Origin of the sequence: Tsuneonella troitsensis (assembly GCF_001441535.1) — a bacterium.
Taxonomy (GTDB): domain Bacteria; phylum Pseudomonadota; class Alphaproteobacteria; order Sphingomonadales; family Sphingomonadaceae; genus Tsuneonella; species Tsuneonella troitsensis.
In genome coordinates this window covers 44,910-57,526 of record NZ_LMAU01000005.1, presented here as the reverse complement: position 1 = coordinate 57,526, position 12,617 = coordinate 44,910, and the positions used below count along the sequence as shown (strand labels likewise).

The following is a 12,617-nucleotide window of genomic DNA, read 5'->3' as shown; positions in this document are numbered from 1 at the left end:
CCGTTTTCCCTGCTCGACTAAGCGATCTGGTCGGCGACGATTTTGATCGGAAGTTCGGGCGCTGAATAGTTGTCCAGTGCCAGCTCCCAGACCGTTACGCCGTCCGCGCGACTTTCGACCAATGAAAATCCGAGACGTTGGTACAAGCCCGCGACCATTTGGTTCTTGGCCGTCGGCAGGTATGTGCCGATCAGCCGCTGCACGCCCTCGGCCTTGGCGGCGGCGGCGACATGTGCGAGCACTGCCTCCTCGACCCGGCGACCCAGCACCCTGCAGCTCATCAGCCACAAATCGTTCGACCATTGCGATGCGCTTTTGTCGAAGGAAACGACGCTAATCATTCCGTTGTCGCCGAACTTGTCGGCGAGGCGGATCTGCATCGTGAGTTTATCGGCCGAACCTTCCATACTGGCGACTTCCGCCTCTGTGTAGCGTCGTGTCGTCAGATTAAATTGGTTTGATTTATTGATAAGCTGGGCCACTCGCGCCCGCCCGATCGAATCGAACGGTCTGATCGTACAGACCATGTCGAGGGATTTAAGGTAACCTTCTAGATCTGTCGACGACGCAAGTATTGAGGTGCGCTCGGCATTGGCTTGGTAGTACTCGGCACGCTTGCGGTCTTCTGGCGAGACCGAGATCGTGTCGAAATAGCCGGCCAGTGCGAGGATGGTGACGTATTGGGCGGGATCGTCGGTGAGTTCCGGAACCGCAACGAAGGGCAATTCCCGCCGGATGAGCTCGCGTTCGAAAGGGTTGTCGTCGAGGAAAACTAGCGAGTCGGTGCCGATATTGAGGCTCTCGGCAATATACTTGATGTTGCTCGCTTTGTCCTGCCAATTGGCCTGAAATACCGAAATGTGCTCTTTCCTAAGTAGCATGTCGGGATGGTCGCTGAACGGCCTCCAGGCCACCTCCTCGTCGTTCTTCGAGCTGACGGCGATCACTATCCCGCGCGCTCGGAGGTCCAGCGCGGCCCGTTGCACTGCGAGGAACGCCTCGCCTTCCGCGGAACCTTGGCCGATCGCAATGCCATCGAGCCCGTCATCGCCAATGACACCGCCCCAGACGGTATTATCGAGGTCGAGGATGAGGCATTTGCGGGTCTTCCCCCTCAACGCTCCGATCGTCCTTGCGATCAGGTCCGCAAGTAGAGGGACAAGCTGAGGGGCGATGGGCAACTTCGCCGAATGCCAATGGACCGCATCGAGCCACCGAACCGTGCCGACCGAAGCCGCGAAACGCGCAGCGTCGACGAGGACAACGTCACTCTCGCTAACCCACTCGACTATCCTACGATTGAGCGCTTGCACCATTGCGTAGGGGCTTGAGGCTTCGGCGGCGTCGAGACTACCAAACAGCGGTTCGACAGGTGGAACAAGCGTCTGAACCAGAATAGGACCACTCAAGGATGGCCGCAGGTTTTCCGCGACAGCCTTCAAATGGGCGAAAGCGCTTTCGACCTGCTCGTTGGCCGTGTGGGAATCGCTCGCGGCGGCGGTCAAATGAAGATCGCGATAATCAAATGCGATCAGAACACTGTCGAGACCGGAGGACCGGATCCGGCTGGTTGGGTCCATGGCTTGTTCGAGAGACCGACCGTAATCCGCCTCCACGACATCAATGAGCACGAAGTGGCGAAGGCCTGAACCCGGTATCGCCGACGCGATCAAGCTCAGCGTTCCGCTTCCGATCAAGCCCAGCTTGAACCGCGTGAGCAGGCCGCCCGCATCTCTTAGACTGCGCTTTGCCGCGAGTTTGCCGAGACGCTCGAGCTGGTTGAGGTCAAGCGCATAATTGGAGAGGTCGATCAGCTCAGCGTCAGCCTCGGCGTCCAATCCGCCTGTTTGGCTATCGAGGTGTTTGCACCGCTGTCTAAAATTGACTGGCGCGCGGCGCAGCCATCCCAGGTCCGCAATCAAATCCATGTCCTGCCCCGATCAGGTCTGAGACTTCGAGTTGATGGCCCTGAGCAGGTCACCTACGTTCTGAAGGCTCTCTACCTCGCGGCTCGTAAAGCGGACATTAAATCGCTGTTCCACCGTCACCATAAATCGGATGTGGTTGAGACTGTCCCAACCTTCGACATCGTGAGCGGTCGTTTCTTCCGAAATTTCGACATCTTCATCATCGAAGACATCACTCACGATCTCTCTGAGTTGTTCGATAGTGACTCCTGGCACGGTAATACCCCCTCCGATTCGGGCGTGACTAGCCTCGACACCGTCTCTTGGAAACCACTTTCAGCTGCGACCATCGCCAAGCAGCTCGGTGGGGCAGGACCAGTGTCTAAAGGGAAATAGGAACGCTCGGAGGATGAAGTGAAACGGCGAACGGCGAAAAGACCGTCTGGTTAGATGAACACCAAAATCCAGCGTCCGCTTGAATTCGCATCCATTAGATGTATGGTTAGAGCGTAAATATCAATGGGGTCGCACCTTGTCAGTTTTTGATAATTACGACCGGATCGTGGTCGTTAACCTGCCTCACCGTGTTGACCGTCGGAAAAAGATGGAACTTGAACTGGCGGCGGTTGGCTTAGGTAGGGATGAGCGTGTATCATTTTTCCCTGCAGTGCAGATTGACGAGCCGGGCCCGTTCAAACGCGCAGGAAGTCATGGCTGCTTCATAAGTCATCGCCGAATCCTCGAAGACGCCGCGCGTGAGATGAAGTCAGTCTTGATCCTGCAAGACGACTGCAAATTTCTCGATGCGATTTTATCCTATGAGAAGGGTAGCTGCGACATATTTTATGGAGGTTATGTCGCAAAAGATTCGCATGACCTACATAACAGCGATATAATTGGTGCGCACGTAATGGGCTTTAGTGCCCATGCAGCAAATTGCGCCGCAGAATACCTCTCACGATTTCTTCGTGATCCGACGTTCGAGTTGGATAAAAAGGCTGCAATGGAGGGCAACGCGCAATGGGATGAAAGACCACCCATAGATGGTGCTCTTGTTTGGTTTCGCCGTGCCCACCCTCAACTCAAAACTGAGTTTGCCCTATTAAGCGAACAACGTCGCTCGCGGACTGATATTGGCGATCAGAAATGGTTTGATCGGATTCCCGTTCTACGGCAAATGATTGAACTTCTAAGAGGTCGCAAGTTTTCCAGAAACAGTGAGTATGAATTCGCAAGGCCAAAATCAGCGCGTCTCAACCCTTAAGCGCTTTCGCAACTAGCAAGTGCGCCGCCGGCGGGAAGCTGGCCGCGTTTTGCTGTTTACCCGTGGAATGTTCGTTTCCCGCCCCAAAGGCGTATCTTAGTCACATACAACTGGCTTCCTGAAAGCTTGCTGTTTGCGTCAGCTATATCGGTGCCAAAGCTGCCCGCCAGCAAGCGACTCCCCTGGCGGACGCTGGCCTCGGCACTTGGACTAGGCGGGCATCGATACTGGCAGCTCCTGCGATAGGTTATCACAGGTATCTTCTTCACAAGCACAACCTCCGGTCCAACGAATGATATCGAGATTATTTCGATGTTTGGGGAACTTTGATGGCTAACGAGACCTTAACAGCCGTGGTCGGATGCCCCTCCACGACCCGCGTTAAGATCGCCCATCATGTTAACCCGCTACCTTCTGACAGCCGCTTTCGGAGTGGCCATCGCGGCGCCGGCTTCCGCCGCCATCATCATTGTCGACGCCAGCTCTATTCAGGGAGCTAACGTACTCTTCAACGAGGACCCCCAGACGGGCCCCATAGTCGAGGGCGCTACACAGGCTGGAACGATTGTCCGCTTCACCGGATCGACCACAAACGGAGGTGACGATCTTTTTGCCAGCGGCGGGCAGGCAAACATCAATGGAGCACTCGATAGCTCGACTCGGAACCCGAACGATACGCTGGCCCTCAGCTCGCTCGATTTTGGCCTGGTTGGAGGCAACACCTTCAACAACCTCGAATTCAATGTTTTCGGTGGGGGGGCGACCAGCGCGACGTTTACGTTGCTCGATAACGAAGGAACCGCGTTCGTTTTCACTAGCGCACTCGGAAACGGATCTAACATGTTCGGCTTCCAAGGTATCGACGGTCAATCGATCGCGAGCGCCTCGCTAGTTTTCAATGGGACTGGTGTCGGGGCGGTTCAGCAGATCAGACTTGATGAGACGATCAGTATGGCCGGGGCAGTTCCTGAACCTGCCACTTGGGCGCTGATGCTGTTCGGTTTTGGGGCCATCGGCTTAGGCATGCGTCGCCGTGGTCAGAAGGAACGCGGTACGCTGCGACTACGCCCTTTGACCTGAGACATAGAGATTACGAGTTAGAGAGAGCCGGCTTCGGCCGCCTCTCTGTACAGTAGAAGAGGAAATGCCCGACCTGTTACAGCAATCGTGGCAGTTCTCTTTTGGGACGCACGGGATAGCTCGGAAAGTCGAAATCAGGGCGCAATGCAAGTGGCTGCCTCGTTCGTTGCACGCGAAAGACTCGCTTCGGGAGTGGCGCCCTGACGGGTATGGGCCGGGTCGGATTCCGGAAATCTTCCCTGCCAAAGTTCTTTCAGTAGGAAAGCTGCTAGCACCGTTGAACGCACAACATGGGACTGGCTTGGGTAAACGCCGAGGGAAGCGTCTGCTGGGACTCTAAACCCATGGAAAGTCTAGCTTTCCTCTTTGGCGATATTTGATTTCGTAATGATGGGGTCACAGGTTCGAGTCCTGTAAGCGGCACCACCTTGTTTTTGCTGGCGAAACAGGCTCGCCGGGCACGCGAAATTCTCCGCCCACGAGTCGAGCTAGCAATCACCTAGCTAGCACGGAGAGCGTTCAGTGGAACTAGCGGCAGGCATCAGCGCGGCGAGCAGCGCGCTCGAAATTGCCAAAGCGATGCGCCAGATCGGCAAGGATTACGACGCGGTCGTGATCAAAGGTCAGGTCGTGGACCTGATGGACAAATTGTTGGACGTGAAGACCGCGCTTCAGGACGCGAAGGCCGAGACCGAGGCGAAGGATCACGAGATCGAGCAGCTTAAGCAGGCGGCTCAGGTCCGTGTCGAAACGGTAGAGCGCCACGGGATGCGTTTCAGGGCCTCACAGGTCCGCGAGGGCGAACCCCAGGGCTTGCCGTTTTGTTCTCGTTGCGATCAGGTGGACGGTCGAATGATCACCACCGCCGACAATGGACGCGGAGTGAAATGTCCGCAGTGCAAGGCAACTTTCGAGCATGCCCGCTTTTACCTCTGGGACAACGACTAGATCAGGCTGTGGCGGCCCTCCGCCTGTCGTTTACCCCCCACTGACCGAAAGCTACCGGAAATATTCTTGAGCCCCCGCAGCCTGCGCTCGGCTAGCAAGTGTCGGAAAACACGAAGCTATCGAACCGATTCCGGTTCAAACTACCGAAGAGGCACTTCCGGTAAGTCGTCTCCGCCGAAAACACTCTCAGGAGGCACTGACAAAACCGACAAAACCCTAGTCGACCAGCCATGCCGCCCAGCCTCGGCGGTTGGTGAAAATATGAAGTGCGGAAAACGTGGCGGCAGGGACTTGGAGGATGCCCATTGCGAGGGTTCGCAAATTACGTCGCGGTGGTCGAAAGCCGCCATTCCGCTAAGGACCTAAAAGCAGGCATTTGGGTGGCTCGGTCTCGTAGGCCGCTTTGCGCCCTAACCCCGGTCATTCAACCAGTTGTGGAGCGATCCTGAAAGCTGCCGTTCGTTCAGATCCGGAATGGCTGTCTCGGAGCTTTAGCTCATCAGATATTTGAATGTAGTAACGTGTCGATCTAAGGCCCGCCATTAGGGAGCGTCGCACCGAACAGAAGAGGACTCTTCTTGATCTCTCAGCTCGTTGATAAATTTATGTAAGTTGCAACCCTATTCTGGTGAGGCCCCGATAGTGACCCCTTGGCCCTATCGGCGAATAGGGTGCGAGTCCCGGTTCACTAAATTTGTCTGCGAGTGGAATAGCCGACGCTAGCTTCGCGCCCCAATTCGGTCGTTCCTGCGACGCCAAAACCAGCCGGGAAGCCAGCCATCCGATTATCTCGAAAGAAACGGCAGCGCCCTGTCCGCGCGCCTCTTCCAAGCCCGTGCACGTCAGTAATCGACGAGCCCTCGGATCAATTTTCCACCGGCGAAGGCAATTCGCTTCGAACTATTCCTAGGTCTCCGTGAAGCTGTTTTTCCGGGACGATCGCATGGCGGTAGTGCGCCAAATCAATTCCTTGCGCTGCGCTTCCCGTATCACAGCCGGGTGTGAGGCAGGAGCGACCAATGGATTTCACCATCTCCGCGAAGCAGTGCGAATGGCGCGACCGGGTGCGCGCCTTTATGCAGGATCACGTGGAGCCAGCGAAGGAGGAGTACCGAGCGCACTTTCGGCAAGAGGGCCATCGCTGGACCGTGCCTCCAGTGATCGAAGCATTGAAGGCGCGGGCCTATGTCGAAGGCTTGTGGAACCTTTTCCTGCCCCCGTCGCCGCACGACGATGACAAATATCATGGTGCGGGCCTTTCAAATCTCGAATATGCGCTGTGCGCCGAAGAGATGGGCCGGGTCGGCTTCGCCGCGGAAGCCTTCAATTGCTCGGCGCCCGATACGGGAAACATGGAGGTTCTCCACCGCTACGGCTCGTCGCAACAAAAGGCGATGTGGCTGCGCCCGTTGCTCGATGGCGAAATTCGCTCGGCCTTCCTGATGACCGAGCCCGACGTCGCGTCCTCCGATGCGACCAACATCCAAACGTCAATCCAGCGGGAGGGTGAGGAATATATCATCAACGGACGCAAGTGGTGGTCATCGGGCGCTGGCGATCCACGCTGCAAGGTTGCGATCGTCATGGGCAAGACCGATCCTGATGCTCCATCCCATCGGCAACAGACCCAGATACTGGTCCCGCTAGACACGCCGGGTGTACATATCGAGCGCATGCTGCCGGTATTCGGTTACGACGGAGCGCCACATGGTCACGCCGAGATCGTGCTGCGCAACGTCCGCGTGCCGACCGAATACGTCATACTAGGCGAAGGCCGCGGTTTCGAAATCGCCCAAGGCCGCCTCGGGCCGGGGAGGATTCACCACTGCATGCGGGCCATCGGGGCGGCGGAGGTCGCATTGGAGAAGATGACGGATCGGTTGCTCTCTCGGGTGGCATTCGGAAAGCGCCTGGCCGATCAATCCGTGTGGGAGCAGCGCATCGGGGAGGCGCGGATTGACATTGAAATGACGCGCCTGCTGTGCCTGAAAGCGGCCGACATGATGGACAAGACCGACAACAAGACGGCCCGGCTCGAAATCGCAATGATCAAGGTGGCTGCGCCGAGAATGGCTCTGCGCATCATCGACGATGCGATGCAAGCCCACGGAGCGGGTGGCCTATCTGACGATTTCGGACTAGCGGAAGCCTATGCGAGAATGCGCGCGTTGCGGATCGCCGACGGGCCCGACGAGGTTCATCTGCGCTCGATCGCCCGCATCGAGCTGGGTCGGTCTGGAGAGCGGCTGCTCGAGTGGCGAACACACTCGCAGCCCATGGTATCCCGCTAGTGGCCCTGGAGGATGAAGTTGGCACTCACGGTCTTCTTATTCGGCAAGCTGGGCGACTCGATGGGCCGCGAGCTTTCGTTCGACGGAGAACTCGTCGGGCGAACGATAGGCGCGCTGCGCCTGGCCCTCGCCTCGCAATACCCCGTCGCGAGCGCGGACCTGTTATCGCCCCGGGTCCGCGCGTGCGTTAACGACGCAATTGTCGATGACGGTCATTTGCTCTGCCCGGGGGATGAGGTGTCCCTTCTGCCTCCGGTATCGGGAGGCTGAGTGTTCAGCAGCCGCATCACCGATCGCCCGCTTGACGCCCAGGCAGAGTTCGACAGCTTCCTTGCCACCCTCCATGGACAGGGGGCGATGGTGAGCTTCGTCGGCCTCGCCCGTGACAGAGCACGCAGCGGCGCAGCGGTCGAAGGTGTATTCCTTGATCACCACCCCATCCTGACGCTTCGTTCAATCGAGGACATCGTCCAGGCCGCACGCGAGCGGTTCGCCGTCAGTGCGCTTCGGGTAGTTCACCGTCATGACCTCGTCCGGCCTTGCGAAGCGATCGTGTTTGTGGCTGCGGCATCTTCTCATCGTCGGGCGGCATTTGAAGCTGCGGACTTCACGATGGACCGTTTGAAAACCGAGGCGGTGTTCTGGAAGCGTGAAGACGCCGCGGATGGCACCCGCTGGATCGAGCCACTCGCATCCGATTACGCCGACTCCGCGCACTGGAGTTCTTGATGCCGGGAATCGACCCCACCTTGACCTTTCACCCGCTAAATATCGCGGTGTTGACCGTGTCCGACACACGCACCGAAGACACGGACACTTCGGGAGGATTGCTAGTCGAGAAGTTGGGGGCCGCCGGTCACCGACTTGCGGCCAAATCAGTCGTGAAGGACGATATCGAATCCATTCGCACGAAGGTCACGGAGTGGGTGGAGGACGAGGCAATCGACTTGATCCTGGTCACCGGCGGCACCGGGTTTTCCCCGCGTGACCTCACCCCCGAGGCAATCCGACCCATGTTTCGCCGCGAGATGGATGGCTTCTCAGTCGTGTTCCACCAGGCGAGCTTGAGCACGGTTGGCGTCTCGACGCTCCAGTCGCGCGCGTTCGCCGGGCAGATCGCGGACACGTTCGTGTTCTGCTTGCCTGGATCGACCGGGGCATGCCGCGATGCCTGGGAGCTGGTTCTCGGGCTAGAGCTCGACAGTCGATATCGACCCTGCTCGCTGGCGGGGCAGATACCGCGCCTGCGAAGCCTGTGCGCATAGCCGCGGGCCGGTCGCATGATCTCCTTCGACCAGGCCATGAGGCACATTGCCGATGTGGCACGTCCGATCGGCTCCGAGACGGTACCGCTATCGCGCGCAGCGGGCCGCACCCTATCGGCAGCCGTCGTCGCGCAGGTCGATTCTCCGCCTGCTGATTGCTCGGCAATGGACGGTTACGCCGTGCGTGAAGCCGATTTGCCGGGTTCTTTGCGAGTCATGGGGAAGTCATTCGCCGGACGTGGCTTCGACCGTCCGCTTGAACCCGGATGCGCGGTACGGATATTCACGGGCGCGCCTGTGCCGCACGGCGCAGACCGTGTGATCATCCAGGAACGGGCCGAGCCGGCGGGCGATCGAGTTATCGTTCCGCTCCTGACGGACGAGGCCAGCCACATCCGGCGACGGGGCTCCGACTTTCGGGCGGGGCAGGCGCTGCTGGGCGCGGGTACGGTATTGACGCCCCGTGCGCTAGTGGCAGCGGCCGCTGCCGATCGGGGAGAGGTGGACGTCTGGCGCAAGCCGCGGGTTGTGGTCCTGGCCACGGGTGACGAACTGGCCCAACCGGGCCAGGCGCGGGATCGGCCCGGCGCAATACCCGAAAGCGTATCGTACGGAGTGGCGGCGCTGGTCAATCAGTCGGGCGGCCAGACGGTCGCAATCCGCCGCTTGGGTGACAATATCGAGGATCTCGAGCGCGCCGCCGGTGAGGCTCTCGCCGATGCCGACCTGATCGTGGTGACGGGTGGCGCTTCGGTGGGTGAGAAGGACTTCGCAAAACGGATGTTCGAGATGCACGGCCTCGAACTCTTGTTCTCCAAGGTTGCGATTAAGCCGGGCAAGCCGATCTGGCTGGGTCGGGCTCGAGAGCGGCTGATCCTTGGTCTGCCCGGCAATCCGACCTCGGCGATGGTCACGGCCAGGCTGATGCTGGTGCCGCTCGTCACCGGAATTTCGGGTGGCTCCCCGGCGCATGCGTGGGAGGATCTCCCGTTGGCAGGGGATCTCGCGCCCTGCGGCGAACGCGAGACGTTTACCCGGGGGCGGTGGACGGCCGCCGGAGTGGTCCCATTGCACAACCAGGATTCGAGTGCCCAACATGCATTGGTAGAGGCCGACTATCTGATTCGCTCGCTCCCTCATTGTCCGGTCCGGCGCGTTGGAGAAACGATCCAGGCTTTGTCCTTCTAGTCGATCCGGCGCTCCGCTTGCGCCAAGTCAATCGGCGTGTTGACGTTGACGAACCAGTGGTCGTCCCACCCGACTGTCGCGTAACCGATGACCTCGGCGAACCCCATGATCGAGCGGCGTCCAGTTGCGAAATAAGCGGGAAGCTGCATCAGGCTTTCACGGCGCCATAGCCCGCAGACCGGATGAATCCGCCCACCACTTGAAGCCAGCGACGCTCCCTCATTTCCCAGAACTGCGGTGAGTCGCGCCATCAAATCATCGGGCAAGAAAGGCATATCGCACGGGATCGTTAGCACCAGCGGGCAATCCAAAAGACGGGCCGATGCCAGTCCGGCCAGCGGGCCGCCAATGCCGGGCTGGTCAATCAGCACCGGCAGGTCGCAGTTACCAACCTGATCGGCCGACTTCGCGGCAACCGCCACCGTGTCGCTCCATTGTTGGCCGCGCTCGATGGCGTGATCCAGCAGTGTTCGCTTTCCGACCCGTCGCAATGGTTTGCCGCCGCCCAGACGCCGCCCCTCTCCACCCGCGAGAACGAGTACAGCCACGCCACCTCGACTGGCGTTCGAGCGATTCATGTCAGCTCCATTCGGAACCTCATTTGAGGCACATCACTTGCTATCCTTCCGAACCGAGTAAGCAAGCGGGGGTCAAAAGAAAGCGCCAAGCATGTGCCGTAAGTCTTACGCAGCGATGGCGCTCGTGGCGATGGCCGGGTTACCGAACGCGGCGTCGGCACAGCCTCAAGTCGATCCTGCCGCAACGAGCGAGCAGATCACCGTTCGTCCGCTCCTCGCGGCGCGCATTCGATCGGAACACGTCGAGCAGGGTAAGCTTGAAGCCGACGCCCTGACCCTGCGCGTCCGTGGCGGAGCCGAGGCGCGAAAGGGCCGAATTTCTATACTAATTGAAGGGGAAGCGACGCTTGCGCCGGTCCACGACTACAGCGCGTTTCCGTTTCCCGCGCCCGGAAATCGGCAGTGGAGGCCGGCGCAAGCGATCGTGCCCGACCCCGAGAACGCCGAGCTCAACCGCCTGCAAATCGAGTATCGCACGAACGCAAGGACGCTTACCCTGGGCCGCCAACGGATTGATCTGGACGATCAGCGCTGGGTGGGCTCGGTCGGTTGGCGGCAGAACGAACAAACGTTTGACGCGGTGCGGGGAACCGCCGCGATCGGGCCGGCATCGATCGACCTTGCTTATGCGACGAGCCAGCGGACGATTTTCGGAACCGATGCCGGACCTCGCTCCGCGCTCGCTGGCGATTTCCTGTTGGCGGGCGTCGCTGCCAAGAGGGGGCCTGTTGAAGGCAAGCTCTTTGCTTACCTGATCGAGTATGACGAAGCCTCCGCATTGGCCAACAGCAGCCAGACTTACGGGGGATTCCTTTCCGCCGACGTGCCGGTTGGAGGAAAGACTTCTCTAGGCCTACGTGCCAGCTATGCGCGCCAGTCCGACTACGGCTCCAATCCTCTCTCCTATGCGGCCAACTACTGGTCGCTCGATGCCTCGACCAGGATGGCTGATTTCGATCTCGGCGTGGGCGTCGAAACGCTGGGGAGCGACAACGGACGCGCGGTTCAAACTCCGTTGGCGACGCTCCACAAGTTCAACGGCTGGGCCGACATGTTCCTGACCACGCCGCCTGGCGGATTGCGGGACGTCCACATCGCTTTCGGTCGGAAATTTCCGGAAGTGAAAGCGATTGGTGGTCTCAACGTGGGAATCATCGTTCATCGCTATAGCAGTTCCGGTGGGACGGCGCGCTATGGCCATGAGTTCGACGCGATGATCGGCGGCAGGCTCAAAAAGGTTTCTGCGTTGATAAAGTATGCCAGCTATCACGCGCGAAGCTTCGGCGCGAACACTCGCAAGCTATGGCTGCAGCTCGAATTCAGCCTGTAGCTACGCGCGTTAAACCTCGTCGTTGCCGCCGGCGACGTCCTCCAGCTGTTCGCGATCCAGCACCTCGATCCTGTTCTGCTGTTCTAGGCGAATGAGCCCCCGGGATCGCAGCTCCGACAGCATGCGGCTCACCGTTTCCTTGGTGAGACCAAGATAATCGGCGATATCCAGCCGGCTCATAGGTAGGTCGAACTGGCGCTCGGTCCTGCCGCCATTCAGCTGTTCCTGACTCTTGAGCAACTCCAGAAAAAAGCTCGCTAGCCGCTCCGCCGCGGTCTTGCGGCCCAGCAGGACCATTTGGCGCTGTGCCGCCGCCAACTCGTGCGCGGCCATGCGATACAGTTCACGCTCGACCGACGGATGCGCCTCGATGAAACTGTCGAAGGCCGGTCGCGAGAACCACCACAGCTCAGCGCTCTGAAGTGCTTCGATCGTGAAAGCATACTCGCCTTCGAGCGATATCCCGAGAAAATCGCCCGGGAACATGAAGCCGGTTACTTGCCGCCGACCATCGCCGAGCAGCGTGTAAATCTTCAACGAACCAAGCGTCAGCATGAAAACGCGCCGGGCCGGGTCACCCTCGTGAAAGACGGGTTGCCCACTTTTGAGGCGCTGCATGGTCCCCAGTCGGCGCATATCGGCAAGCACCTCGGGCTTCAGGCTGCGACAAATGGTGATCGGGCGCACTGGGCAGGTTTCGCAAGGATGACCTGCCGGTAAGGAACTCAGGGCACCTGACGGGGTGTAGGGCAATTATTACCTCAGT

At 59.4% G+C, this 12,617-nt stretch carries 13 protein-coding genes; 10 read left to right on the top strand and 3 right to left on the bottom strand.

The features are described from left to right. Positions 1–17: 17 nt before the first annotated feature. Complete coding sequence (locus tag AR323_RS11715) at positions 18–1,838, bottom strand: HAD-IIIC family phosphatase (RefSeq protein ID WP_057884178.1); 1,821 nt, start codon at positions 1,836–1,838, stop codon at positions 18–20. A gap of 9 nt (positions 1,839–1,847) precedes the next feature. Between AR323_RS11715 and AR323_RS15420 the strand changes: the two genes are divergently transcribed. The 9 genes from AR323_RS15420 to AR323_RS11675 all read left to right on the top strand — a co-directional run bounded on the left by AR323_RS15420 (position 1,848) and on the right by AR323_RS11675 (position 9,943). Continuing rightward, positions 1,848–2,303 (top strand): hypothetical protein, encoded by a 456-nt coding sequence (locus AR323_RS15420; protein WP_456119702.1) that lies wholly within the window; start codon positions 1,848–1,850, stop codon positions 2,301–2,303. Between the two features lie 79 nt (positions 2,304–2,382). After that, on the top strand, positions 2,383–3,171 hold the full coding sequence (locus AR323_RS14690; protein WP_152980336.1) for a glycosyltransferase family 25 protein: 789 nt from the start codon (positions 2,383–2,385) through the stop codon (positions 3,169–3,171). 396 nt (positions 3,172–3,567) lie between these two features. Next, entirely contained in the window at positions 3,568–4,251 is a 684-nt protein-coding gene (locus tag AR323_RS15175; RefSeq protein WP_057884176.1) for a PEPxxWA-CTERM sorting domain-containing protein, read from the top strand. Between the two features lie 522 nt (positions 4,252–4,773). Continuing rightward, positions 4,774–5,199, top strand: coding sequence for a hypothetical protein (locus tag AR323_RS11700; RefSeq protein ID WP_057884175.1), 426 nt, complete (start codon positions 4,774–4,776; stop codon positions 5,197–5,199). 1,019 nt (positions 5,200–6,218) lie between these two features. Further along, positions 6,219–7,490, top strand: coding sequence for an acyl-CoA dehydrogenase family protein (locus AR323_RS11695; protein ID WP_057884174.1), 1,272 nt, complete (start codon positions 6,219–6,221; stop codon positions 7,488–7,490). Positions 7,491–7,502: 12 nt separating this feature from the next. Beyond that, positions 7,503–7,760: a MoaD/ThiS family protein gene (locus AR323_RS11690; protein WP_057884173.1), complete on the top strand. Its 258-nt coding sequence runs from the start codon at positions 7,503–7,505 to the stop codon at positions 7,758–7,760. Continuing rightward, entirely contained in the window at positions 7,761–8,219 is a 459-nt protein-coding gene (locus AR323_RS11685; protein ID WP_057884172.1) for a molybdenum cofactor biosynthesis protein MoaE, read from the top strand. Then, positions 8,219–8,755 (top strand): molybdenum cofactor biosynthesis protein B, encoded by a 537-nt coding sequence (gene moaB, locus AR323_RS11680; RefSeq protein ID WP_057884171.1) that lies wholly within the window; start codon positions 8,219–8,221, stop codon positions 8,753–8,755. The genes AR323_RS11685 and moaB overlap by 1 nt, the downstream gene beginning before the upstream one ends. A gap of 15 nt (positions 8,756–8,770) precedes the next feature. Beyond that, positions 8,771–9,943: a molybdopterin molybdotransferase MoeA gene (locus tag AR323_RS11675; protein ID WP_057884170.1), complete on the top strand. Its 1,173-nt coding sequence runs from the start codon at positions 8,771–8,773 to the stop codon at positions 9,941–9,943. Here the strand turns inward: AR323_RS11675 and mobA are convergent. Continuing rightward, complete coding sequence (gene mobA, locus AR323_RS11670; protein WP_057884169.1) at positions 9,940–10,521, bottom strand: molybdenum cofactor guanylyltransferase; 582 nt, start codon at positions 10,519–10,521, stop codon at positions 9,940–9,942. The two genes, AR323_RS11675 and mobA, sit on opposite strands and share 4 nt — an antisense overlap. Before the next feature lie 424 nt (positions 10,522–10,945). Between mobA and AR323_RS11665 the strand changes: the two genes are divergently transcribed. Continuing rightward, positions 10,946–11,851 carry an alginate export family protein gene (locus tag AR323_RS11665; protein ID WP_161808742.1) on the top strand — a complete coding sequence of 302 codons (906 nt, stop codon included), beginning with the start codon at positions 10,946–10,948 and terminating at the stop codon, positions 11,849–11,851. 9 nt (positions 11,852–11,860) lie between these two features. Here AR323_RS11665 and AR323_RS11660 read toward each other — a convergent pair whose 3' ends face one another. Beyond that, a complete protein-coding gene (locus AR323_RS11660) occupies positions 11,861–12,538 on the bottom strand; it encodes a Crp/Fnr family transcriptional regulator (protein ID WP_057884167.1) in 678 nt (225 codons plus the stop codon). Between the last annotated feature and the right edge of the window lie 79 nt (positions 12,539–12,617).